The 24,513-nt window shown below is 65.2% G+C and carries 19 protein-coding genes and 2 tRNA genes; 16 read left to right on the top strand and 5 right to left on the bottom strand.

Annotation, left to right across the window (positions count from 1 at the left end; genetic code table 11):
* The first annotated feature begins 24 nt into the window (after nt 1-24).
* Complete coding sequence (locus tag ACSQ1X_RS12250) at nt 25-1,026, top strand: NAD-dependent epimerase/dehydratase family protein (RefSeq protein WP_436057866.1); 1,002 nt, start codon at nt 25-27, stop codon at nt 1,024-1,026.
* 2 nt (nt 1,027-1,028) lie between these two features.
* On the opposite strand, the gene ACSQ1X_RS12245 is transcribed toward ACSQ1X_RS12250, so the two are convergent.
* Both ACSQ1X_RS12245 and pepN read right to left on the bottom strand, forming a co-directional pair.
* Nucleotides 1,029-1,508 (bottom strand): OsmC family protein, encoded by a 480-nt coding sequence (locus ACSQ1X_RS12245; protein ID WP_436057865.1) that lies wholly within the window; start codon nt 1,506-1,508, stop codon nt 1,029-1,031.
* Nucleotides 1,509-1,615: 107 nt separating this feature from the next.
* Nucleotides 1,616-4,168, bottom strand: a complete 2,553-nt coding sequence (gene pepN / locus ACSQ1X_RS12240) for an aminopeptidase N (protein ID WP_436057864.1) — start codon at nt 4,166-4,168, stop codon at nt 1,616-1,618.
* A gap of 145 nt (nt 4,169-4,313) precedes the next feature.
* Between pepN and ACSQ1X_RS12235 the strand changes: the two genes are divergently transcribed.
* The 3 genes from ACSQ1X_RS12235 (at nt 4,314) to ACSQ1X_RS12225 (ending at nt 6,880) form a co-directional block, all read left to right on the top strand.
* Complete coding sequence (locus ACSQ1X_RS12235) at nt 4,314-5,315, top strand: hypothetical protein (protein ID WP_436057863.1); 1,002 nt, start codon at nt 4,314-4,316, stop codon at nt 5,313-5,315.
* Between the two features lie 159 nt (nt 5,316-5,474).
* Nucleotides 5,475-5,969 carry a ribose-5-phosphate isomerase gene (locus ACSQ1X_RS12230; RefSeq protein WP_055803575.1) on the top strand — a complete coding sequence of 165 codons (495 nt, stop codon included), beginning with the start codon at nt 5,475-5,477 and terminating at the stop codon, nt 5,967-5,969.
* On the top strand, nt 5,969-6,880 hold the full coding sequence (locus ACSQ1X_RS12225; protein ID WP_436057862.1) for an Fpg/Nei family DNA glycosylase: 912 nt from the start codon (nt 5,969-5,971) through the stop codon (nt 6,878-6,880). Before ACSQ1X_RS12230 ends, ACSQ1X_RS12225 begins: the two co-directional genes overlap by 1 nt.
* 61 nt (nt 6,881-6,941) lie before the next feature.
* Here the strand turns inward: ACSQ1X_RS12225 and ACSQ1X_RS12220 are convergent.
* Nucleotides 6,942-7,015 (bottom strand) — tRNA-Gly (locus tag ACSQ1X_RS12220).
* Between the two features lie 181 nt (nt 7,016-7,196).
* On the opposite strand from ACSQ1X_RS12220, the gene ACSQ1X_RS12215 reads away from it, so the two are divergent.
* The 6 genes from ACSQ1X_RS12215 (at nt 7,197) to ACSQ1X_RS12190 (ending at nt 12,496) form a co-directional block, all read left to right on the top strand.
* Nucleotides 7,197-7,271: transfer RNA gene (locus ACSQ1X_RS12215), tRNA-Pro, on the top strand.
* A 66-nt stretch (nt 7,272-7,337) separates the two neighbouring features.
* Nucleotides 7,338-8,750 carry a trigger factor gene (tig, locus tag ACSQ1X_RS12210; RefSeq protein WP_436057861.1) on the top strand — a complete coding sequence of 471 codons (1,413 nt, stop codon included), beginning with the start codon at nt 7,338-7,340 and terminating at the stop codon, nt 8,748-8,750.
* A gap of 267 nt (nt 8,751-9,017) precedes the next feature.
* Complete coding sequence (locus ACSQ1X_RS12205; RefSeq protein ID WP_028268992.1) at nt 9,018-9,629, top strand: ATP-dependent Clp protease proteolytic subunit; 612 nt, start codon at nt 9,018-9,020, stop codon at nt 9,627-9,629.
* A 36-nt stretch (nt 9,630-9,665) separates the two neighbouring features.
* Nucleotides 9,666-10,325: an ATP-dependent Clp protease proteolytic subunit gene (locus tag ACSQ1X_RS12200; RefSeq protein WP_028268993.1), complete on the top strand. Its 660-nt coding sequence runs from the start codon at nt 9,666-9,668 to the stop codon at nt 10,323-10,325.
* Between the two features lie 199 nt (nt 10,326-10,524).
* A complete protein-coding gene (gene clpX, locus ACSQ1X_RS12195) occupies nt 10,525-11,814 on the top strand; it encodes an ATP-dependent Clp protease ATP-binding subunit ClpX (RefSeq protein ID WP_055803565.1) in 1,290 nt (429 codons plus the stop codon).
* 67 nt (nt 11,815-11,881) lie between these two features.
* Nucleotides 11,882-12,496 (top strand): mycothiol-dependent nitroreductase Rv2466c family protein, encoded by a 615-nt coding sequence (locus ACSQ1X_RS12190; protein ID WP_055803562.1) that lies wholly within the window; start codon nt 11,882-11,884, stop codon nt 12,494-12,496.
* A 411-nt stretch (nt 12,497-12,907) separates the two neighbouring features.
* Here the strand turns inward: ACSQ1X_RS12190 and valS are convergent, their stop codons facing one another.
* Complete coding sequence (valS, locus tag ACSQ1X_RS12185; RefSeq protein ID WP_436057860.1) at nt 12,908-15,529, bottom strand: valine--tRNA ligase; 2,622 nt, start codon at nt 15,527-15,529, stop codon at nt 12,908-12,910.
* A 61-nt stretch (nt 15,530-15,590) separates the two neighbouring features.
* Between valS and ACSQ1X_RS12180 the strand changes: the two genes are divergently transcribed.
* From ACSQ1X_RS12180 to ACSQ1X_RS12170, 3 genes are all read left to right on the top strand, one after another.
* Nucleotides 15,591-15,950, top strand: a complete 360-nt coding sequence (locus ACSQ1X_RS12180; RefSeq protein WP_436057859.1) for a DUF488 domain-containing protein — start codon at nt 15,591-15,593, stop codon at nt 15,948-15,950.
* Nucleotides 15,951-15,959: 9 nt separating this feature from the next.
* Complete coding sequence (locus tag ACSQ1X_RS12175) at nt 15,960-16,721, top strand: SDR family oxidoreductase (protein ID WP_436057858.1); 762 nt, start codon at nt 15,960-15,962, stop codon at nt 16,719-16,721.
* A gap of 160 nt (nt 16,722-16,881) precedes the next feature.
* Nucleotides 16,882-17,955, top strand: coding sequence for a glycerophosphodiester phosphodiesterase (locus ACSQ1X_RS12170; protein WP_436057857.1), 1,074 nt, complete (start codon nt 16,882-16,884; stop codon nt 17,953-17,955).
* Here the strand turns inward: ACSQ1X_RS12170 and ACSQ1X_RS12165 are convergent.
* Nucleotides 17,952-18,983: an endonuclease/exonuclease/phosphatase family protein gene (locus ACSQ1X_RS12165; RefSeq protein WP_436057856.1), complete on the bottom strand. Its 1,032-nt coding sequence runs from the start codon at nt 18,981-18,983 to the stop codon at nt 17,952-17,954. The genes ACSQ1X_RS12170 and ACSQ1X_RS12165 overlap by 4 nt on opposite strands.
* Before the next feature lie 358 nt (nt 18,984-19,341).
* Between ACSQ1X_RS12165 and ileS the strand changes: the two genes are divergently transcribed.
* Genes ileS through ACSQ1X_RS12150 form a run of 3 tightly spaced genes read left to right on the top strand, consistent with a single transcriptional unit; the run spans nt 19,342 to nt 24,512 of the window.
* Nucleotides 19,342-22,704 (top strand): isoleucine--tRNA ligase, encoded by a 3,363-nt coding sequence (gene ileS / locus ACSQ1X_RS12160; RefSeq protein ID WP_436057855.1) that lies wholly within the window; start codon nt 19,342-19,344, stop codon nt 22,702-22,704.
* 3 nt (nt 22,705-22,707) lie between these two features.
* On the top strand, nt 22,708-24,066 hold the full coding sequence (locus tag ACSQ1X_RS12155) for a bifunctional folylpolyglutamate synthase/dihydrofolate synthase (RefSeq protein WP_436057854.1): 1,359 nt from the start codon (nt 22,708-22,710) through the stop codon (nt 24,064-24,066).
* Nucleotides 24,067-24,068: 2 nt separating this feature from the next.
* Nucleotides 24,069-24,512 carry a DUF4233 domain-containing protein gene (locus ACSQ1X_RS12150; RefSeq protein WP_436057853.1) on the top strand — a complete coding sequence of 148 codons (444 nt, stop codon included), beginning with the start codon at nt 24,069-24,071 and terminating at the stop codon, nt 24,510-24,512.
* The last annotated feature ends 1 nt before the right edge of the window (nt 24,513 follow it).

Genomic DNA, 24,513 nt, shown 5'->3' with positions numbered 1-24,513 from the left:
ACACTAGCGTCGTAGCGTGGCCACATGCGCATCCTGATTCTTGGCGGCACCGCTTTCCTGTCAGCCGAAATTGCCCGGCAGGCGGCCGCCGCGGGCCACGATGTGACCTGCCTTGCCCGCGGTTCGACGGCCGGCCCGCCGGAGGGGACGGCCTGGCTGCGGGCTGACCGCACCATCGGGCGCCAGTCCTACGATGAGGCCTTGGGGGACTGGGACGCCGTCATCGACGTAACCCGTGATCCGGAGCAAGCCAGGGACGCACTCGAGGCGCTGGCGCCGATGGCAGCGCACTGGACAGTAGTGTCCAGCTGCTCCGTGTACGCAGACGATTCGGTGCCGGGCGCAGACGAAAGTGCCGCATTACTACCGCCGCTCACGCCGGGCACAGCCGCTGTCCCGGAGAACTACGGCGAGGCGAAGTCGGCGATTGAGCACGACGCGGCCACCATCGCCGAGGGCAAGGTCCACCTCTGCCGGGCGGGGCTGATCGGCGGCCCCGGCGACAGTTCGGACCGTTACGGCTACTGGCCCGCACGGTTTGCCCGGGATGCCGCCCCCGCCATCATTCCGGACATCGGCTCCAGCGCGACGCAGGTCATCGACGTCCGCGACCTTGCCGCGTGGATCCTGAAGGCCGCCGGACTGCAGATCACGGGTGCCCTGAATGCGGTGGGCAACGCCGTGCGGTTCGGCGACTACCTGGATGAATCCCGGCGCCAGGGCATGTACTCCGGCCGGACGTACAGCGTCCCGGAAGCCTGGCTGGTTGCCCGGGGGATCGGGTACTGGGCAGGTCCGGATTCACTGCCGCTCTGGCTCCCGGCGGGCCACGACGGTTTTGCCACACGCTCCAACGCTGCGGCTGTTGCGGCTGGCCTCAGCCTGCGGCCGTGGCAGGAGACACTGCGGGACACGCTCGAGGACGAACGCCGCCGCGGCCTGGACAGGGAACGGAAAGCCGGGCTCAGCGCCGAAACCGAGCGGCGGCTCGTGGAAGAATTCCTGCGCGGACCAATTCCTGCCTGAGGCTAGGGTTCCTGAACGTGCACTGAGGCTTCGTGAAGCACGGGAAAGTTCACGCTCCGGGCAATGAAGCAGACCTTGTTTGCCTCGTGATGCAGCTGTACCAGGAGCGCGGCGTCCACGGCGGCGGCAACGGTCACTTCGGGCCTGAGTGTGGCGGATTCGAACTGGCCGCTGCCGTCGCGGTTGGTCCGCATCAAGCCCACGGCACGGTCTTCGTACGCCGTTACCACCACGCCGTGCTTCACCGCCACGTGCAGGAACGAGAGCATGTGGCACTGGGACAGGGCGGTCAACAGCAGCTGTTCGGGGTTGTACCGCGTCTTGTCCCCGTGGAAGGTGGCGTCGGCTGACCCCTTGAGGACGGGAAGCCCGGGGATTTCGATGTCGTGGTCGCGGGAATACCCCCGGTACGTCGACGTTCCGTCTCCCCGGTTCCCGGTCCATCGCACAGTCACGGCGTAGCGGTGCTCATCAAGCGTCATGCCGCAATTCTAGTAACGCAGCACCTCTAATAAGGCCGAACGCCGGAACCCCGGGGCAGCGGCATGGCAGCTCCGGGGTTCCGGTTCGTGGGGACAGATGCCGGTGGCTATCCGACGTCGGCCTCGCGGGCCCGCAGCGCCCGCGCCACGCCGTCGCGGTTTTCCAGCATCATGCGCCGCAGGGCGGTGCCCTCCTCCGGCAGCGCAGCCAGGAACTCGTCCGTCCGGTCCACAGTTGCCTGGGTGGTCTGCTGGGCCGGGTAAAGTCCGACGACGATCTGCTGGGCGAGCGCGTGGGTGCGGTTGGCAACGATGCCGGGAACGGCGTCGAAATACTTCTCCGTGTACGGCGCCAGCAGCGCCGGGTCCAGCACCCGGGTGAATCCTGCCACCGCGGAGGCCTGCAGGGCGTTGGACAGCTCGCCCTTCACCACGATGGAATCCCAGGCCGCAGCCTTGGCCTCGGCCGTGGGGATGGCGGCCTTGGCCAACGCTGCCGCGTTCTGGCCGTTCGCGGTGTTGTCCCGCTCGAGTTCAGCGTCAATCCGGTCCTGGCCTGCCCGGCCGCCGGCCACCAGCGAAGCAAGCAGCTCCCACCGCAGATCCTGGTCGACGGTGAGGCCTGCCAGGGAGGCCGAGCCGTCCAGCAGTGCCGAAACGGTATCCAGCTGGCCGTCGCTGCGCGCCAGCAGCGCGAAGGACTTCACGAACTGCAGTTGCGCATCCGAGCCCGCCGGCACGGAACCGGCCAGGTCCCAGAGAGTGTCCGCTGCCGCCACGGACGTCTTCTCCCGGTGCTCCTCGGCTACGTAATAGCTGAGCGTTGTGGCCAGCTGGCGGAGCTGGACCAGGATCACCGAGGAATCGGATTCGGACGCGATGTTGGCGAGGATCAGTTCGACGTAGCCGCGGGCCGGTGTTTCGCCGTCGCGGGCAGCGTCCCAGGCCGAACCCCAGACCAGCGTCCGCGGCAGGCTCTCGCGGAAGTCCTTCAGGTGGGCCGTTGCGGTAGCCAGCGACTTCGGATCGAGCCGGACCTTGGCATAGGCGAGGTCGTCGTCGTTGAGCAGGATCAGGTCCGGCTGCCGCAGGCCGGCGAGGGCGGGCACCTCGGTACGTTCGCCGTCGACGTCCAGTTCCTCGCGGTGCACCCGGACAAGCTGCCCGTCGGTGACGTCGTAGAAGCCGACAGCGAGGCGGTGGGGGCGAAGGGTGGGCTGCTCGGCCACCGCGGACTGCACGATGCTGAATGAGGTGATGGCTCCCGAAGAATCCACCGCCGCATCAGGAGTCAACGTGTTGACACCGGCGGTTTCAAGCCACAGGCGCCCCCACTCGTCCAGGTCGCGGCCGCTGGCCTTTTCCAGCTCCACCATGAGGTCGCTGAGCTCGGTGTTCTGCCACGCATGCTTGCTGAAGTATTCGCGGACTCCGGACATGAACTGCTCCGGACCCACCCAGGCCACCAGCTGGCGCAGCACCGAGGCGCCCTTGGCGTACGTGATGCCGTCGAAGTTCACTTCAACGTCCTGCAGGTCGTTGATCTCGGCGAATATGGGGTGCGTGGTGGGCAGCTGGTCCTGGCGGTAGGCCCACGATTTCTCCACCGAGGCAAACGTGGTCCAGGCATGGTCAAACTCGGTGTTCTCCACCGCAGCCAGGTGCGACATGTACTCGGCGAACGATTCGTTGAGCCACAGGTCGTTCCACCAGCGCATGGTGACCAGGTCGCCGAACCACATGTGCGCGAGCTCGTGAAGAACGGTGATGGCGCGGCGTTCCACCTGCGCGCCCGTGACCTTGCCGCGGAACACATAGCCTTCCAGGATGGTCACGGCGCCAGCGTTTTCCATTGCGCCGGCATTGAACTCGGGCACGAAGAGCTGGTCGTACTTCGCGAACGGATAAGGGCAGCCGAACTGCGCCTCGAAGAACTCGAATCCCTGGCGGGTGAGTTCGAAGATGTTGTCGGCGTCGAGGTATTGCATGAGCGATTTGCGCGCAAACACGCCCAGGGGAACGACGCGCCCGTCGGCGCACTTCACCTCGCTGCGCACCGACTGGTACGGACCGGCGATCAGTGCCGTGACGTAGGAGGACAGCCGGGGCGTGGCAGCGAACTCCCAGACCGAGCGGGCGCCGCCGTCTTCACCGGGAATGGTTTCGATGGGGACAGGCGTGGGGGAGTTGGACACCAGGTCCCAGTGCGACGGCGCGGTGACGGTGAACGTAAAGCTCGCCTTGAGGTCGGGCTGCTCGAACACCGCGAACATCCGGCGCGAGTCCGGAACCTCGAACTGCGTATACAGGTAGACCTCGTTGTCGACCGGGTCCACGAAGCGGTGGAGCCCTTCGCCGGTGTTCATGTAGGGCGCCTCGGCAACCACCAGCAGATCGTTCTCCGCGGCGAGGTACGGCAGTTGGATGCGGACACCGTCGGACACCTCCGCCGGGTCGAGTTCAAGGCCGTTCAGCATGACGCTGTGGACCTTGTGGGTTATCGCGTCGATGAAGGTGGAGGATCCGGGCCGGGCGCTGAACTTTACGGCAGTAGTGGATCCGAAGACTTTGTCACCCTGGGTCAGGTCCAGGCTGACGTCGTAGGACTCAACGGAGATGAGTTTGGCGCGCTCACGGGCTTCGGCGCGCGTCAGGTTCATGCCTGGCAAGGTGGGGCCTCCAGAAAGGGTTGCGGTTGCCGGCCGGCAACGGTCATTGCCGGCACTGTGAAGTTATTCTTTCACTTCACCCGGCGATGGCAAGTTAGGTGGATCACGCGGCATCGGCACGGAGTAGCGTTGGGGTATGGGAAAGTTCAGGGACTCGGTGGACGTCAGGGCACTGCGGTTCGCGGTGGGTTTCCCTGCATTGCTGGCTGTCGCATTCGTCGTCTGTGCCTTCCTGCTCCGGACGGATGTGCCGGACCCCATGGCGGTGCTGTGGTCCGAGGCCGGACCGACCGGTTTTGCGCCGTTCTCCGCCTTTGTGGCCTGGGGCGGCCTGATGATCGCGGTGGTGGGCTGGCTCGTCCTGGGACAGGCCGTGCCGTTGAGCCGGCCCGCCGTCATGCGGCGTTTGATGATGGGCGCCGGGCTCAGCCTCAGTCTCTTTGTCACCACGGTGCTGGCGGCAGTGCTCGTGGGTCAGGCGGGAATCGCCGATGTCCGCGAAGCACGTGTTGATATGTCCGTCCTGGCACTCGGGAGCGGGGCGGCACTGCCCCTGGGCGTCATCATGGGCTTCGTTTTCAAGGCCGACGAGCGGTGGTCAGTGGACGACGAGCGCGCCTTGCGGGAGGCGCTGGAGCGTGAATCGGACCCCGAGCTGGCGGCGGATTCAGTGCGGCTGTGGGTCCATGCGCGCAGCTCCGTGTTTGTGATGCTGGGCGTCGCCTCGCTGTTCCCGGCCGCCCTGGTCTCCATCGCAGTCCCGTGGCTGGGCCTCCTCCTGGTGGTCTTGGCGGTGCTGGCAGCCGCCTTCCTCTTCGCCCGGGTCATCGTTGACCGGAGCGGGTTGCGGGTCTTTGCCGCCGGATTCGTCCGCGTGATGGAAATTCCGGCGTCGGCGATTTCCTCGGCAACGCCGGCCGATGTCCGCGCCGCAGACTACGGCGGCTGGGGCTACCGCCACCACGGCGGGACCACCGCCATGCTGGTCAGTAGCGGCCCCGCCGTCGTCGTCAACCGCGCGGACGGAAGGAAAGCGGCCGTCAGTGGCGGGAGCCCCGACTCCGCCGAACGGGTGGCCGCCGTCCTGTCCCGCGTCGCCGCCCGGGCCCGCGGCGAGAAGCGCCCGCCCCAGCCCTGAGTTCGCCGGCCCTGAGTTGTGCCGGCCCTGGTTTCGCCGGCACAGGCGTCCACAGAGTGTTCATGGCAGGCCGCCGGCGCCCGCACCCTAGTACGCTTGGATGCGACCCCCGAAGCAGCCCGGAAGCCTACCGGTGCTTATGACTGAACGGACCTTGCCGTGACCACATCTTCCGATTTTCCGCGCGTCCACATCGCCACCGACCACGCCGGCATGGAACTCAGCGCCCACCTCGTATCCCACCTCACGGCCAAGGGCTACGACGTGGTGGACCACGGGCCCAAGGTCTACGACGCCCTGGATGACTACCCGTCCTTCTGCATCAACGCTGCGCTCGCCGTCGTCGCGGACCAGGCTGCCGGAGTGAACGCCCTGGGCATCGTGCTCGGCGGCTCCGGAAACGGCGAGCAGATCGCCGCCAACAAGGTCAAGGGCGTGCGGGCCGCGCTGGCCTGGAACCTTTCCACCGCCACGCTGGCCCGCGAGCACAACGACGCCAACGTCGTGGCAGTCGGCGGCCGCCAGCACAGCGTGGACGAAGCAACGGAAATCATCGAGGCCTTCCTGCAGGAACCGTTCAGCAACGATGAACGCCACGTCCGCCGCATCGGCAAGATCGCGGCCTACGAGAACACCGGCGAGGTTATCGCCTAGTGCCGGAGGGGCATTCGGTCCACCGGCTGGCACGCCAGTTTGCGGACGTGTTCTCCGGGCAGCGACTCGCTGTTTCCAGTCCCCAGGGGCGGTTCGCCGACGGCGCGGCGCTGCTGGACGCCAGCACGCTCGTGGACGCGGCGGCCCACGGAAAGCATTTGTTCCTGCACTTCGACCGCGGGCTGGTCCTCCACGTGCACCTTGGCCTGTACGGTGCGTGGGACTTCGGCGGTGACGCCTCGTTCCGTGGTGCGTCCAGCATCGGCGCACCCAGGAAGGTGGGGGAGCGGGAGGTCTTCGAGGACGACGCCGGTTCGGTGGAAAGCGGTTCGGAATACGCCGGCCCGCCGGCGCCTGTCGGCGCGGTCCGGGTCAGGCTGGCCGGCGCCCACGGCTGGGCTGACCTCAGGGGCGCCACCACATGCCACGCCATCACTGAGGCCGAGGCCGACGCCGTCCTGGCGCGGCTTGGGCCAGACCCGCTCCGCAACCTTCCCGGGGACCGGGATGCCTTCGTCGCCGGAGTGACGGCACGGAAGACGCCCCTGGCGGCGCTGTTGATGGACCAGAAGGTGATTGCCGGCGTCGGGAACGTCTACCGCGCAGAACTGCTCTTCCGCCAGGGACTGGATCCCTGGCTTCCGGGCCGTTCACTGGACGCCAAAGCGGCCGGCGCGCTGTGGGAGGACACTGTTGCCGTTATGTCCGACGGCGTCCGCGACGGCAGGATCATCACCACCCCTCCCAGCTACTGGACAGAGCCGGCCGCCGGACTGCCGGCGCCGGAGGACTCGCACTTCGTCTACCGGCGGCAGGGCCTCGACTGCCGCAACTGCCGGACCCCGGTGGCACTGACGGATCTGGCTGCCCGCAAACTCTATTGGTGCCCCGTGTGCCAGCAGGGGTCCTGAGGGTACAAAAAAGCCCCTCCGGAGAGGGGCTGTTTGTTGTCTTGGAGAAGACTTGTTGTCCTGGAGGGGACGACGGGAATCGAACCCGCGTAATCAGTTTGGAAGACTGAGGCTTTACCATTAAGCTACGTCCCCGGGAATGCACTGCTGCTGTCCTGCGATTACAGTACTGCCACTACTGTACTGCTGCTTACTGAGCCGCGGCGCTGCACTTCCGGTCGGCTGCTCGAGCCGGATATAACTAAACCTAATTCAGGGCCCCGGTGTCAAATGTGCATATCCGGCCGATATGACCGTAGACTGTTCTGTGCACTTACGGGGTGTAGCTCAGCTTGGCTAGAGCGCCTGCTTTGGGAGCAGGAAGTCGCAGGTTCAAATCCTGTCACCCCGACTCTGCAGCTTGTCAGATCATTGCGTTTGCAGAACCCCATCCCACAAAACCAGGAGTACTTAGACTGTGAAGAGCGCTGTCGAGAACCTCACCCCCACGCGGGTCAAGCTCAATGTTGAGGTCCCTTTTGAGGAATTGAAGCCCAGCATCGAAGAGGCATACAAGACTGTTGCTTCGCAGATCCAGGTCCCTGGGTTCCGCAAGGGCAAGGTCCCCGCGAAGCTGATCGATCAGCGCGTTGGCCGCGGCTACGTGCTGGAAACGGCCATCAACGAAGGCCTCAACGGCTGGTACCAGGACGCAGTCCAGGAAACCGGCATCCGTCCGCTGAGCCGTCCCGAGGTTGAAATCACCGAGGTTCCGGACCCCACCGCGACCGACGGCGAACTCAAGTTCCACGCCGAGGTTGACATCCGTCCCGAGATCGAGCTGCCGGACTACTCCGGCATCAAGGTTGAGGTAGCTGCCGCCGAGTCCACCGAAGCGGACGTTGACAAGGCGCTTGACGAACTCCGCGGCCGCTTCGGCACGCTGAAGTCCGTTGACCGCCCGGCCGCCGACGGCGACTTCCTGACGATCGACATCACCGCCTCGATCGACGGTGCCGAAGTTGACTCCGCCTCAGGCCTGTCCTACCAGGTTGGCGCCGGCACCATGCTCGAAGGCCTGGACGAGGCCGTCACCGGCCTCAGCGCCGACGAGGACGCCATCTTCGAAACCACCCTCGTTGGCGGCGACCACGCCGGCGAAGCCGCCCAGGTCAAGGTAGTGGTCAAGTCCGTCAAGGAGCGCGAGCTTCCCGAGGCTGACGACGACTTCGCCCAGCTGGCCTCCGAGTTCGACACGCTTGCAGAACTGCGTGCGGATCTCGGCAAGCAGGCTGCTGAATCCAAGGTTGTTGAGCAGGGTGTCGAGGCGCGCGACAAGGTCCTGGACAAGCTCGTTGAGCTCGTTGAGGTCCCCGTTCCCGCCTCGGTGGTTGAAGAGCAGCTGGAGCAGCACTTCAAGGCCGAGAACTCCCACGGCGAAGGTGACCACGACACCGAGGAACACCGCGCCGAGGTCAAGGCCAACACCGAGCGTGCCTTCCAGAACGAGATCATCCTTGACGCCATTGCTGACAAGGAAGAGGTCGGAGTCAGCCAGAACGAGCTGATCGACTACATCGTGACCACTGCCAGCCAGTACGGCATGGACCCGAACCAGTTCGCCCAGATCATCGATCAGTCCGGCCAGGTTCCCATGATGGTTTCCGAGGTCCGCCGCCGCAAGGCCCTGGCAGTCGTGCTGGGCCAGGCCGAGGTCACCGACTCCGAAGGCAACAAGGTTGACCTGAGCGACTTCGTCCGCCCCGGTGGCGAAGAAGCTCCTGCCACCGAAGCTGAAGAAGCTCCCGCCGTCGACAGCGAAGCTGCTGAAGGCGAAGCTGCCGCCAAGGAAGAAGCGTCAAGCGACGATCCGGCAGCAGTGAAGTTCTAACATCACGTTGCACGGAAGCCCCCGGATCCCTGATCCGGGGGCTTCCTGTTTAACCCGGAGCGGACCCCCGAACAGCGGCGGTGTCGTGCGGTGCGATGGGCCGTTGCGGCAATCGTGCGCCGTCAGCGAACAGCGCGATCCGCGTGAACAAAACGGCCGCGAAACCGGTTAGTGTCCAAGTAGTGATTTTCAGTGGCGTCGTCCCGTGACGTCACCGTCGCCAGCGAGAGGTAAGTACATATGTCACAGCAAGCAGGGGCACCCCGGATGGCTACTGTCGATCCGGCAGCCCAGGACAACTACATTTACAACCGCCTGCTGAAAGAGCGAATCATCTGGCTCGGCTCCGAGGTCCGCGATGAGAACGCCAACGCGATCTGCTCGCAGTTGCTGCTGCTGTCCGCGGAGAACCCGGATAAGGACATCTACCTGTACATCAACTCGCCGGGCGGCTCCGTGACGGCCGGCATGGCCATCTACGACACCATGCAGTTCATCCCGAACGACGTCGTAACCGTCGCCACCGGCCTGGCCGCTTCGATGGGCCAGTTCCTGCTCTCTTCGGGCACCAAGGGCAAGCGCTATGCCACCCCGAACGCGCGCATCCTGATGCACCAGCCCTCCGGCGGCATCGGCGGCACGGCCTCGGACATCAAGATCCAGGCTGAGCTCATCCTCCACATGAAGAAGGTCATGGCGGAACTCACCGCAGACCAGACCGGCCAGACCGTGGAGACCATCCTCAAGGACAATGACCGCGACAAGTGGTTTACGGCTACTGAAGCCCTCGAGTACGGCTTCTTCGACAAGATTGCCGCGCACGCGGGATCTGTGGCCGGCGGCGGCGGAACGCAAAACGCCAGCGGCTCGGAAAAGTAACCGGCGAAGACAGAAATGATTCCAGGAGAAATGAACATGAACTACAATTTCGGATCGTCTGCCGGGAACCTGCCCACCAGCCGCTATGTGCTGCCGCAGTTCGAAGAACGCACGCCCTACGGCTTCAAGCGCCAGGACCCTTACACCAAGCTCTTCGAGGACCGGATCATCTTCCTCGGCGTCCAAGTGGACGATGCTTCCGCGGACGACGTGATGGCGCAGCTGCTGGTTCTCGAGTCCACCGACCCGGACCGCGACATCACGCTGTACATCAACTCCCCGGGCGGCTCCTTCACCGCCATGACAGCCATCTACGACACGATGCAGTACATCCGTCCCGAGATCCAGACCGTGTGCCTGGGCCAGGCGGCAAGTGCGGCGGCTGTCCTGCTCGCAGCCGGCACGCCCGGCAAGCGCCTGGCACTGCCCAACGCACGCGTACTCATCCACCAGCCGGCACTGTCCGGCGGCCAGGGCGGGCAGGCCTCCGACCTCGAGATCCAGGCAGCCGAAGTCATGCGCATGCGGTCCTGGCTCGAAGACACCCTGGCCAAGCACTCGGGCCGGACGTCCGAGCAGGTCAACAACGACATCGAGCGTGACAAGATCCTGACCGCCGCCGAGGCACAGTCCTACGGCCTGATCGACCAGGTCCTTGATTCCCGCAAGATCAAGCCGCAGGCGATCAGCAGGTAATTAAGCACGACACGCGGAGCCGGTGCGGTTCATGGAAAATGGACCGCACCGGCTTTCGTTTTCAATACGTAAGGTTCCACCCCTCAGGCCGAATGTGACTTAGAGTGGAACATGTCACGGCCGGACCTTCCGGACCCACCGTGATTTCCAGCAACCGGTGCAGTGCTGCGGTAGCAGCAGGATACTAAGGGGTTCACATATGGCTCGGATTGGCGAGAGCACGGATCTGCTGAAGTGCTCTTTCTGCGGAAAGAGCCAAAAGCAGGTGCGCAAGCTCATTGCCGGGCCCGGCGTCTACATCTGCGACGAGTGCATTGAACTCTGCAACGAGATCATTGAAGAGGAACTCGCCGAAGTAGCCGACCTCGGCAGCTTCGAACTGCCCAAGCCCCGAGAGATCTTCGACTTCCTCCAGGAATACGTGATCGGCCAGGAGCCCGCCAAGCGCTCGCTCGCCGTCGCGGTCTACAACCACTACAAGCGGATCCAGGCCGGCCACGCACCCAAGAGCGGCAGCCTCGCCGAAGGCGTCCATCACGACGACGTCGAGATCGCCAAGTCGAATATCCTCCTGATTGGCCCCACCGGTTGCGGCAAGACCTATCTGGCCCAGACCCTCGCCCGACGCCTCAACGTCCCCTTCGCAGTCGCCGATGCCACGGCACTGACCGAGGCCGGGTACGTGGGTGAGGACGTCGAGAACATCCTCCTGAAACTCATCCAGGCCGCTGACTATGACGTCAAAAAGGCCGAACAGGGCATCATCTACATCGACGAGATCGACAAGATCTCCCGGAAAAGCGAAAACCCTTCCATTACCCGGGATGTCTCCGGCGAAGGCGTGCAGCAGGCCCTTCTGAAGATCCTGGAAGGCACAGTGGCGTCCGTTCCCCCGCAGGGCGGCCGGAAGCACCCGCACCAGGAGTTCATCCAGATCGACACCACCAACGTGCTGTTCATCGTTGCGGGAGCCTTCGCAGGGCTCGAAGACATCATCGGCTCCCGTTCGGGACGCAAGGGCATCGGGTTCGGTGCTCCGCTGAATGAAGTCAAGAACAATTCCGACTCCTACGGCGAGGTCATGCCGGAAGACCTCCTGAAATTCGGGCTGATCCCGGAATTCATCGGCCGGCTTCCCGTCATCACCACCGTTTCCAACCTGGACCGTCCGGCCCTGATCCAGATTCTGTCCACACCGAAGAACGCCCTGGTGAAGCAGTACCAGAAGATGTTCCAGCTGGACGGCGTGGAACTGCTGTTCGACGACGAAGCCCTGGACATGATCGCCGACCAGGCGCTGGAACGCGGCACCGGTGCCCGCGGGCTCCGCGCCATCATGGAAGAAGTGCTCCTCCCCGTGATGTTTGACCTCCCCAGCCGGGACGACATCGCCAGCGTCGTTATCACGGCCGACGTCGTAGCGAAAAAAGCGCAGCCCACCATGATCGCGCACGACGTTGTGGCTAAGCGCCGGAATAAATCCGCCTAGTTCTTCGCTCTTGCTAGATGTGCGCCTGAGGTGCGCCACGCCCCGATGACTTTACGAGGAGATCTCCGTGCCTGAAACCACCGTGAGCAAAGCCGACTTCTGGTTCGACCCCCTGTGCCCCTTCGCCTGGATCACATCCCGCTGGGTGGGCGAAGTGGAGGAAGTCCGTGACATTGAAACCGAATGGCACGTGATGAGCCTTGCCGTCCTGAACGAGGGCCGCGAACTGGACCCCGGCTACCGCGAGGCGATGGACAAGGCATGGGGCCCTGTCCGCGTCATCATCGCCGCCCGCGAGCAGCACGGCGACCAGGTCATCAAGCCGCTCTATGACGCCATGGGCAGCCTGATCCACGACGGCGGCGAGAAGGACTTTTCCGTCGTGATCAGCAAGGCACTGGCTGAGTGCGGGCTCCCGGCCGAGCTCGCGGCCGAAGCTACCTCGGACACCTTCGACCAGCAGCTACGCGCCAGCCACGAAGAGGGTATCTCCCTTGTAGGCCAGGATGTGGGAACCCCGGTAGTCGCCTTCAACGGCACGGCATTCTTCGGCCCGGTCCTGACCCGCATTCCCCGGGGCGAGGAAGCCGGCCGCCTGTGGGACGCCGCGGTGACCCTGGCTGCCTACCCGCACTTCTTCGAGATCAAGCGCAGCCGCACGGAGCGGCCCGAATTCAACTGACGGGCACCGCCGGACGCCCTTGCGCGGGAACCGGAATTACTAGCGTGTAGTTCTTTCGGGACCCTTGCGGATCGGCCCTGGTGGGACAACAATAGTTCTTACCCCCTTCGAAAGAAGAGGGACACGGAAACCAAAGATTCAGTGACACGCATCTGACGCAGCCTTCGGCAAAGTCAGAAGCTGGCTACCAGTGACGAGGTAGGAAGACCTGGACTTCCGAGGATTCCGCCAGATTGTCACAGACGTCACGAGACAATCGAAAAAGTCGAAGCCCCACCAACGGCAAAACGCTGATGGGGCTTCCCCTTTGCCCAAAAACAAGTTTGCCCAAAAACAAGGGACCCCGCCAAAGACCGAAGCCCCACCAGCGTTGAACGCTGATGGGGCTTCCGCATGTTTCCGGTGAACGGGCTAGGCGACCGGCGCTTCTTCCGGCTGGGCCAGCACAACATCGCTGACCGTCAGTTCGCCGTCGCCCGCCACGAGGGTGAGTTCGCGGGCATTCGAGGCAGCCTTCAGGTCGGCCAGTCCGGCCTTCAGCTGCGTGGTGATCGACTCCGTGGCAGTGATCGTGGCGGACAGCACCTCAGTGCGCTGCTTGACCTTGGCCTCGGACTTGGCCTTGCGGATACCGCTCAGTGCAACCCCGACAGTCGCGAGCATGGTGGTGTCGCCGTCGGCGACCTCTGAAGCGGCGGGCCACTCTGCACGGTGCACCGATCCGGTGCGCCACCAGCCCCAGACCTCTTCGGTGGCAAAGGGCAGGAACGGCGCGAACAGCCTCAGCAACGTATCCAGGGTGGTGGCCAGGGCCGCCAGCACCGACGCCTGCTCTGCTTCCCCGGCTGCCCCGTAGGCGCGGTCCTTGATGAGTTCCACGTAGTCGTCCGTGAACTGCCAGAAGAAGCTCTCGCTGATCTGCAGCGCCCGGGCATAGTCATAGTTCTCGAACGCCTTGGTGGCCTGTGCCACGACGTCGGACAGCTGTGCCAGGACGGCGCGGTCCAGCGGGTTGGTCAGTACGGACAGGTCCGTGGACACCACCGAGTTTTCCGTGGCGCCCAGGTTCAGGACGAACTTCGAGGCGTTGAGGAGCTTGATGGCCAGGCGGCGGCCGATCTTCATCTGCGCGATCTCGTAGGCCGTGTCCGCACCGAGCTTTGCCGAGGCCGCCCAGTAGCGGACAGCGTCCGAACCGTACTCCTCGAGGACATCGGTGGGCACGATCACGTTGCCCTTGGACTTGGACATCTTCTTGCGGTCCGGGTCGAGGATCCAGCCCGAAATGGCGGCATGCTTCCACGGTGCGGTGTCCTGCAGCGCGTCGGCACGCACGGCGGTGGAGAACAGCCAGGTCCGGATGATGTCGTGGGCCTGCGGGCGCACGTCGAACGGGTAGACCTTGGCAAAGAGCGCCTCGTCGGTGCTCCAGCCGCCCACGATCTGCGGCGTCAGCGAGGAGGTGGCCCAGGTGTCGAGGACGTCGGCGTCACCAGTGAAGCCGCCCGGCTGGTCGCGCTGGGCTTCCTCGTAGCCGGGTGCGGCATCGGCAGCCGGATCGACGGGGAGTTGCTGGTCCGTCGGGACGATCGGTGCGTCGTATTCGGGGTTCCCGTCGGCATCCAGCGGGTACCAGACCGGTACCGGCACGCCGAAGAAGCGCTGGCGGGAGACCAGCCAGTCGCCGTTCAGTCCTGAGATCCAGTTCTCGTAGCGGGACCGCATGAATGCCGGATGGAACTCGATCTCGTTGCCGCGTCCGATCAGCCGTTCGCGGCGGTCCTCGTCGCGTCCGCCGTTGCGGATGTACCACTGGCGCGAGGTTACCACTTCGAGGGGCTTGTCGCCCTTCTCGAAGAAGTTGACCGGGTGCATGATCTTCTTGGGCTCGCCGTCGAGGAGTTCGGCGCTGGCGAGCTGTTCGACCACTGCTTCCTTGGCGCTGAAGACCGTCTTGCCGGCGATCGACTCGAAAGCCGCGCGGCCCTGCTCGGTGGTGATCCAGTCCGGAGTGTCACCGATGATGCGGCCGTCACGGCCCACGATGGCGCGGGTGGGCAGCTGGAGCTCACGCCACCAGGTGACGTCGGTGAGGTCGCCGAAGGTGCAGACCATTGCGATGCCGGAGCCCTTGTCCGCCTTGGCGAGGTGGTGGGCCTTCACCTCCACCTCGACGCCGAACAGGGGAGAGGTGACCTTCTTGCCGAACAGCGGCTGGTACCGCTCGTCGTCGGGGTTTGCTACGAGGGCGGCGCAGGCGGCCAGCAGTTCCGGGCGGGTGGTCTCGATGTACAGCTTCTCGCCGTCCTCGGTGAAGAACGGGTAGCGGTAGTAGGCGCCTGCGACCTCGCGGTCCTCGAGTTCAGCCTGGGCCACCGCGGTGCGGAAGGTGACGTCCCACAGGGTGGGGGCCTCGGCCATGTAGGCGTCGCCGGCGGCGAGGTTCGCCAGGAAGGCGCGCTGGGAGATGGCCCGGGACTTGTCATCGATGGTCCGGTAGGTCAGGTCCCAGTCGACGGACAGGCCAAGGGTCTGGAAGAGGTTCTCGAAGACCTTCTCGTCCTCGACGGCGAGTTCCTCGCAGAGTTCGATGAAGTTGCGTCGCGAGATGACGTCAAAATCGCGCTGGTTCTTAGCGGGTTCAGCCGGCGGGCGGTAGGCGGCGTCGTAATGGATGGCCGGATCGCAGCGCACACCGTAGTAGTTCTGGACACGGCGCTCGGTGGGCAGGCCGTTGTCATCCCAGCCCATCGGGTAGAAAACGTTCTTTCCGGTCATGCGCTGGTAGCGCGCCAGGACGTCGGTCTGGGTGTAGGAGAACATGTGCCCCACGTGCAGGGATCCCGACGCCGTGGGCGGGGGAGTGTCGATCGAGTAGACCTGCTTCCTGGTGGTCTCCCGATTAAACTTATAGGTTCCTTCGTCAAGCCAGCGCTGCGTCAGGGCAGCTTCCAGCCCCTCGAGGGCGGGCTTGTCCGGAACGTTGATAGGGGCGGTAGTGGGCGTGTCTGTACCCTGAGTGTCTTCAGCCATGGAGCAATTGTTTCATGTTCTCTTCCTTCGCTTGCGCGGGCCCCTGCATTAGCATCCCCGTATGGACAGTGAAGACCGCAAACTGGTGACCAAACGCATCTATGATGCCCCGTCCGACGACGATGGTTTCCGCGTCTTGGTGGACCGGCTCTGGCCGCGCGGCATCAGCAAGGAACGGGCCATGCTGGACCTCTGGCTGAAGGAGGTCGCGCCGTCGACTGCGCTGCGGACCGAATTCGGCCACATGAAGGAACGTTTCGCGGACTTCCGCGAACAGTACGAGGCGGAACTCGAAAGCAACCCGGCGGTGGCCACCCTGCGGGAGTTGGCTGTGAAGCACCGGCGCGTCACCCTGCTCTACGGTGCCAGGGATCCTGAGACCAACCATGCCCGTGTGCTTCTGGACTTCCTCCAACGTTAGGGTGGTGCCATGACTGAGGAAAAGCGCACAAAGGCAGCAGTAGTTACGGGAGCAAGCACGGGAATCGGCGAGGCGACGGTCCGCGCGTTGCGGGCCGAGGGCTGGACGGTCTTCGCCGTTGCCCGCCGGGCGGACCGGCTTGCGGCGCTCGCCGAGGCCACCGGAGCTACGGCCGTGCCGGCAGACATCGCCGACGACGATGACGTGGACAGGCTCCTGGCCGAGGTGACGAAGGCCGGCGGCATTGACACCCTGATCAACATTGCCGGGGGTGCACGGGGCGCGGACCGGATTGCCGAAGCCAAGACCGAGGACTGGGAATGGATGTTCGACGTGAACGTCCTGGGCACCATGAAACTGACCCGCGCCTTCCTTCCCATGCTGCGGGCGAACGGTGAGGGCACAGTCCTCAACCTGACCTCGACGGCGGGACTCGCCGCCTATGAGGGCGGTGCCGGCTACAACGCTGCCAAGTTTGCCCAGCACGCCATGACCGGCGCTCTCCGGCTGGAAGAGGTGGAAAACAACGTCCGGGTCATCGAAGTTGCCCCGGGCTTGGTGCACACCGAGGAGTTCGCCCTCAACAGGCTGGGCGACCAGGAGGCCGCAGGAAAGGTCTACCAGGGCGTGGAGAAGCCGCTCACTGCCAACGATGTAGCCGACGTGGTCCGCTACGCAGTCACTGCGCCGCACCACGTCAACCTGGATCAGATCGTGATCCGGCCGGTGGCGCAGGCGGCCAACTACAAGCTGATCCGCAAGCAGGCCTGATCCGGGGAAGGAGGGCAGGGCAGCCCGGCGTGAGGGGGCTTCCCGCCACCGGAGGTTCATCCCGGGTTGGTCTGTGCGTTCCGCGCCCGTGACCAGTTGTTGGTGCTCGACGGCGACGGTGGCACGTGCACCTGCACACCACCAGAGTGGAGACCACACCATGCAACACCCGAAGACGCTTGGCGCTGCCGTACTCAGCGCAGCCCTGCTCATCGCCCTCCCGTCCCAGGCCATGGCCGCAGACACCAACCCCCACGGGGGCGACAACCACTTCGACCTCGAGGCCCATCGGGGCGGCATCGGACTCACGGTTGAGTCCACCCTTGCCTCCTTCGCCAAAGGCCTCGAGACAGGCGTTACGACGCTCGAGCTTGACCTTCAGATCACCAAGGACGGCCGCGAAGTCATTACGCACGACCGCAAGATCAGCCCCAACAAATGCCGGGACACGGCTCCCGTCGAGGCAGGGGATCCGCAGTTTCCGTATGTGGGCAAGTACGTCAAGGATCTGACGTTTGCCCAGGTCCGGAGCCTGGACTGCGGCAGCCTCACCCTTTCCCAGTTCCCGGGCCAGGCCGCGTCTCCAGGTGCACAGATGCCTACCCTTTCCGAAGTGTTCGCCTTGGCGGAGTCCTACCGGGCCAGCCAGGTGAAGTTCAACATCGAGACCAAGGTCGAAGCCGGCGCTCCGGAGCAAACGGCGCCGCGGGAGCAGTTCGTGGACGTCGCCCTGCGGGAAATCAAAGCAGCCAACATGCAGCACAGGGTTTCCATCCAGAGCTTCGACTGGGGTTCGCTGCGCCTTGTACAGCAGCGCGATCCGCAGATCCGCACTGTTGCGCTGACAAACAAGGACTTCCTCCAGGCCGGGCAACCGGGCAGCTCACCCTGGCTCGGCGGCATTGATTCGGACGACTTCGGCGGAGACCTCGTCAATGCGGCATCTCATCTCGGCTTCGACGCAATCTCCCCGGTGCACGGCTCCCCGCAGAACGGCTCGGTAACAGATCCCGGCTACGTCGCCTACGTCACGGCCGACATGGTGCAGCGCGCCCATGCTGCAGGCATGCAGGTCATCCCGTGGACCGTGGACGACAAGCCCACCATGCGCTCGCTGATCGCCGCCGGTGTGGACGGCATCATCACCGACTACCCGGACAGGCTCCGTGACGTTATGGCTGAGGCCGGCATGAAGCTGCCGCGGAGCTTCGACCAGCCGAAAACCTTGAACTAACCTGCGGAGGGGACGGCCAACGTGGCCAGGACGGCGGCGTGATCAGTTCCGGATATGCGGTGGACCGCGTATCCGGAACTGGCGATGCCGGGGCTGGTGACGAGGTGGTCGATGGCGATGCCGGGTAGCCGCTGCCCCTCCATCGGCCACGTGGGGACGAGCCGCATTCCGGCGGCCGTCCCCACATCCACCATCTTCCGGCCGTCCGGGCCGCCGTCGAGCAGCGCACGGAACTCCTTGTGGTCATAGGTGGCGTTGAAGTCGCCGATCAGCAGCCGGTTGCCGGGCCGTGCAGCCAGCCGGGCCAGGGCCGCGAGGTCGCTGCGCCACTGGTCCACGCGTACGTCCACCGGTGGAAGCGCGTGGACGTTGGCCACCTCGAGGACGGCCGGCGTTCCCGCTCCTTCCATTGTCAGCCGGACAACCGGCATCTGGAACGGTGTGTCGGGCAGCACGCCAACCGCCTCCAAACGGTGCGCTGAATAGATGGCGCTGCCCGCGGCGTCGTCTGTGGGATCGCTGAGCCGGTTCGGCAACAACTCCGGCAGCCCGGCAGCCGTGAGCCCGTCTTCAAGGGACTTTGTATGTTCCTGGATGGTCAGCAGCCCGACGCCGTTCTCCCGGACCAGGCGGACAATTTCCGCCGCGTCCGCCTGGCCGAATTCCGAATTGATGTTCATCGCCGTCAGTTGGACCGTGGGCGCTTCGGCGTCCGTAATGCTCCTGCCGTAATCCAGCGGGAACAGCCACAGGAGTTGTGCCGCCGCCGCGACCGCCGTCAGCCAGACCAGCCACCTGCGCCGGCCGGCAACGGCAAGGAGCAATGCGACGCCGGCAGGAACCAGCAGCCACGGTGTGAAGGACAGCAGCTGGACAACGATGGTGGGCCATTCCGCCGGGATGGCGCGGAACACCGACAGGGCCGCCACCGGCACTGACGCCAGCACGCAGAGCACCGGCCAGGCGGCGGACCGGCGGCGTCGTGGCCGGCGGCTGGAGCCCGTGGAGGCTGTGGTGCGGATGGTCATGGCTCCGAGTCTATGCAGTCGAACCGTCCGCTTGTGCCCGGGATTACCCTTCCGGCTACCACAACCCAAGGCAACTCTGGGTAGAATCGGGTAACAGCGTTGACCCGGCCATCACCGGTGAGCTTCCGGAAGAACCTTCGGACCCCTGCAGTGCAGGAACCCGGGGCAGTAGAACCGGACGGGTAAGCCCGTCACAGCAGCAATGAGCGGCCGACGCCGGTGCTCTGTCCTTTCGCAGGGGCCCGGCGACGGTAAGTGAGGTGGTACCGCGGTACCGGTGCAGTTGGAAAACAGCGCACGGGCCGTCCTCGCATCCTGAATGATCCACTTGTTCACTAGCTCAACCCAGGATGTCGAGATGACTTATTACCCCAAGGCCTCCGCCGCAGGCGCCGGCTCCACCGACTCTTCTTCCAACACCTCCGGTGTGTCCGCCTCCGTGAAGTTCCCGGAGATCGAAGAACGCATCCTCAAGTACTGGGACCAGGACGGCACCTTCCAGGCGAGCATCGACCAGCGCAGCGCTGACGCCCCCGGCGGGCAGCCCGGCAGCAACGAATTCGTCTTCTATGACGGTCCTCCCTTCGCCAACGGCCTGCCGCACTACGGCCACCTGCTGACCGGCTACGCCAAGGACCTGGTGGGCCGCTACCAGACGCAGCGCGGCCGCCGCGTGGAGCGCCGCTTCGGCTGGGACACCCACGGGCTCCCCGCCGAGCTGGAAGCCATGAAGCAGCTGGGCATGACGGACAAAACCCAGATCGAGGCCATGGGCATCGACAAGTTCAACGACGCCTGCCGCGCCTCCGTCATGAAGTACGCCGACGAGTGGAAGAGCTACGTCACCCGCCAGGCCCGTTGGGTGGACTTCGACAACGACTACAAGACGCTCAACGTCGAATACATGGAGTCGGTGCTGTGGGCTTTCAAGCAGCTGCACGAAAAGGGCCTGACCTACAACGGCTACCGCGTACTGCCGTACTGCTGGAAGGACGAGACACCGCTGTCCAACCATGAACTGCGCATGGATGACGACGTCTACAAGAACCGCCAGGACCAGACCGTCACGGTCACGTTCCCCATCACCGCGGGGGAGTCCGGACTGTCACAGCAGCTCGCCGGTGTGCAGGCCCTCGCCTGGACCACCACGCCCTGGACGCTGCCCACCAACCTGGCGCTCGCCGTCGGGCCGGCCATCACGTACGCCGTGCTGCCTGCCGGACCCAACGGCATCAAGGCGGCGTCGGCCGAAGCCCCCGTCGAGGGCAGCTTCCTGCTCGCGGCGGACCTGCTGGGCGCTTACGCCAAGGACCTTGGCTACGGCGACGGCACCGCCGGCGTTGAGGCGGCCGAGTCCGCGGTCACCGCCACCTACACCGGCGCCGAGCTGGCCGGCCTGCAGTACCAGCCGCTGTGGAACGACTTTAGCGACGCCGAAAAGTACGGCACCGAGAACGCCTGGCGCTTCCTGGTGGCCGACTATGTCACCACCACCGACGGCACGGGCATCGTCCACCAGGCGCCCGCCTACGGCGAGGACGACCAGAAGGTCTGTGAAGAGGCCGGCATCCCCGTGGTGCTGTCGGTGGACGAGGGCGCCAAGTTCCTGCCGCTCTTCTCGCACGGCGACCTGCACGACATCGTGGGCCTGCAGGTGTTCGATGCCAACAAGCCCATCACCCAGGTGCTCCGCGCCCAGGGCCGCCTGGTGCGCCAGGCCAGCTACGAGCACAGCTACCCGCACTGCTGGCGCTGCCGCAACCCGCTGATCTACCGCGCGGTGTCCTCCTGGTACGTGGAGGTCACCAAGTTCAAGGACCGCATGTCCGAGCTGAACCAGGACATCAACTGGATCCCTGGGAACGTCAAGGACGGCCAGTTCGGCAAGTGGCTCGCCAACGCCCGCGACTGGTCCATCAGCCGGAACCGCTACTGGGGCAGCCCCATCCCGGTGTGGCAGTCCAGCGACCCCGAGTACCCGCGCACCGACGTCTACGGCTCCCTGGCCGAGATCGAAGCCGACTTCGGCCGGCTTCCGCTGAACAAGGCCGGCCAGGTGGACCTGCACCGGCCGTTCATCGACGAACTGACGCGCCCGAACCCGGACGACCCGCGGACCCCCGAAGAGGGCCAGTCCGTGATGCGCCGCGTCGAGGACGTCCTGGACGTCTGGTTCGACTCCGGCTCCATGCCCTACGGCCAGGTGCACTACCCGTTCCAGAACGAGGAATGGTTCGACACCCACAACCCGGCGGACTTCATCGTCGAGTACATCGGCCAGACCCGCGGCTGGTTCTACATGCTGCACATCCTCTCCACCGCGCTATTCGACCGGCCGGCCTTCCGCAATGTCATCAGCCACGGCATCGTCCTGGGCTCGGACGGGCAGAAGATGTCCAAGAGCCTGCGCAACTACCCGGACGTCTCCGAGGTCCTGGACCGCGACGGCTCCGACGCCATGCGCTGGTTCCTGATGTCCAGCCCCATCCTGCGCGGCGGCAACCTCGTGGTCACCGAACAGGGAATCCGCGACGGCGTCCGCCAGGTCATCCTGCCGCTGTGGAACGTCTACAGCTTCTTCACGCTGTACACCAACGCCGCTGACGGCGGGCGCGGCTATGACGCGAAGCTGCGCTACGACGGCTACGCGGACACCCTTGACCAGTACCTGATGGCCAATACCGGTGACCTGGTCCGCAATGTGACCGCCCAGCTGGACAGCTATGACATCTCCGGTGCCTGCGACGAACTGCGCAGCTACCTGGACATGCTCACCAACTGGTACGTGCGCCGCAGCCGCCAGCGCTTCTTCGACGAGAGCGTCGATGCCTTCGACGCGCTCTACACTGCGCTGGAAACCGTCTCCCGCGTGGCCGCGTCCCTGCTGCCGCTGGTCTCCGAGGAGATCTGGCGGGGCCTCACCGGCGGACGCTCCGTGCACCTGGCAGACTGGCCGGACGCGGAACTCTTCCCGGCCAACCCGTCGCTGGTGGAAGCAATGGACCGCGTGCAGCAGATCTGTTCCACTGGATCCTCGCTGCGCAAAGCCGCGAACCTCCGTGTCCGCCTGCCGCTGCAGGAACTCACTGTGGTGGCACCCGGCGCGGACGCGCTGGAAGGCTTCGCCGCCGTCGTCGCGGATGAACTGAACCTGCGTTCCGTCCGCCTGTTGGACGCCGAGAGCGCCTCCCCGGAGGAGTTCGGCATCGAGCAGAAGCTCGTGGTGAACGCCCGGGCCGCGGGCCCCCGCCTGGGGAAGAACGTCCAGCAGGCCATCAAGGGCTCCAAGTCCGGTGACTGGTCCGTTAGCGAAGAAGGCGTGGTCACCGCCGGCGGCCTGGCCCTCGAGCCGCAGGAATACACCCTGGAAACCGTCGTTGCGGAAGCCGCGGAAGGCGAAGGATCGCGGGCTGCCGCCGTCCTTCCCGGCGGCGGGTTCGTGGTGCTCAACACCGAGGTCACGCCGGAACTGGAAGCCGAAGGTGCCGCCCGCGACATGGTCCGCGCCATCCAGCAGGCCCGCAAGGACGCCGGACTCAACGTCAGCGACCGGATCCACACCACCGTCACCGCGAAGCAGGACGTCGTTGATGCCCTGCTGGCAAACGCTGAGCTCGTCAAGACCGAGACGCTGACAGTCCGGCTGGACACCGTCGCGGCCGACGTCAACGAACCGCAGGTCACCGTTGCCAAGACCGCGGCAGAAAAAGTAGAGGCCTAAACAATGACCGACGAATTTTCCGTGGAAAGCGTCTACGCCGAGCTGCTGGGCCGGGCGCCGGAAAACAAAATGGAGCCCCGCCTCGCGCCGCTGTTCCGGGCCATGGATGTGCTGGGGGAGCCCAACAAGGCGTTCCCGATCATCCATGTCACCGGCACCAACGGCAAGACGTCCACGGCCCGGATGATCGAAGCCGGGCTGCGGGCCCACGGGCTGAGCACCGGGCGCTACACCAGCCCGCACCTGTCCAAGGTCACCGAGCGGATCAGCGTCGACGGCGCACCTGTGTCGGATGAGACCTTCGTCCGGATCTGGGACGAGATCAGGCCCTACCTGCAGATCGTGGACGGCGAACTCGAGGCCGAGGGCCAGCCCCGGCTGACGTACTTCGAGTGCCTCACCATCCTGGCCTTCGCCGTTTTTGCCGACCAGCCGGTCAATGTGGCCGTCATGGAGGTTGGCCTCGGCGGCATCACGGACGCCACCAATGTCGGCGACGGCCAGGTGGCGGTGGTGACTCCCATTTCGTTGGACCACACCGACCTCCTCGGCGAGACCACTGAAGAGATTGCCTACGAAAAGGCGGGCATCATCAAGCCGGGAGGCTTCCTGGTCAGCGCCGCGCAGCCTGTCGGTGCCGCGCAGGTGCTGCTTGAGAAGGCCCGGGAAGCGGGGGCCCCGTACCGCTTCGAAGGCGTGGAGTTCGGCGTCGAGTCCCGGACCGTCGCCGTCGGCGGCCAGATGGTGACCATCCAGGGCCTGGCCGGACGGTATGAGGAACTGCTGGTGCCGCTGCACGGAGCGCACCAGGCGGAGAATGCCGCCGTCGCCATTGCCGCGCTCGAGGCCTTCTTCGGCGGGGAAAAGGCGCTCGACGCCGAAATCCTCCAGGAAGCGTTCGCTTCGGTTAGCTCCCCGGGCCGCCTGGAGGTGCTTCGGACTGCCCCGACCATCATCGTCGACGCCGCCCACAACCCCGAGGGCATCCGCGTTTCGGCCGAGGCGATCCACGAGGCCTTCAGCTTCACCAAGCTCGTAGTGGTCGTGGGCGTCCTGAAGGAGAAGGACGCCGAGGAAATCCTCCGCCAGCTCAAGGAGTCCCTGGGCGACCTCGCGGCCGAATACTGCTTCACGCAGTCCAACTCGCCCCGCGCCGTACCGGCCGAGGACCTCGCAGAAATCGCTCTGGACCTGGGCTTCGGCGAGGACAACATCCACGTTGCCGAGAAGCTCGACGACGCCCTGGAATGGGCCGTTGAGCACGCTGAAGCCAATGAGGACCTGGCCGGCGGCGTCCTGGTGACCGGCTCCATCACGCTCGTGGCGGAAGCCCGGATCCTGCTCGGAAAGGCGGATGCCTGACCATGGCCCGACTTACAAAAGCGCAGCGTGAGTGGCGTCCGGGGATGCCCAAAAAGCGGCGCTCCACCAAGGTCATGTTCGCCTCCACGGTCCTGGTTCTCGAAGCGTTCGTTGCGTTCTTCGCCACGCTGGCGGTCTTCGGCCTCCGCCGCGACGAGTTCCCGCCGGCTGTAATCCTCTCCGTGGGCATCGGCCTGAGCCTGGTGCTGGTGTTCACCTGCGCCGTGCTGTCCAAACCGTGGGGTGTTGCCCTGGGCTGGATCCTCCAGCTTGTCCTGATTTTCACCGGATTCATCGAACCCATGATGTTCGTGGTGGGGATCCTGTTCGCCATTGCCTGGTGGTACGGGATCAGGACCGGCATCCGGATCGACCGCGAGGCCGCCCAGCGCGAACGTGAACAGGCCGAATGGGAAGCCGCCCACCCTGACGGCGAAACCAACTAAA

Origin of the sequence: Arthrobacter sp. LjRoot78 (assembly GCF_964254335.1) — a bacterium.
Classification (GTDB): Bacteria; Actinomycetota; Actinomycetes; order Actinomycetales; family Micrococcaceae; genus Arthrobacter.
The sequence above is the reverse complement of the archived record's forward strand: the minus strand, read 5'-3'. Positions and strand labels throughout refer to the sequence as shown.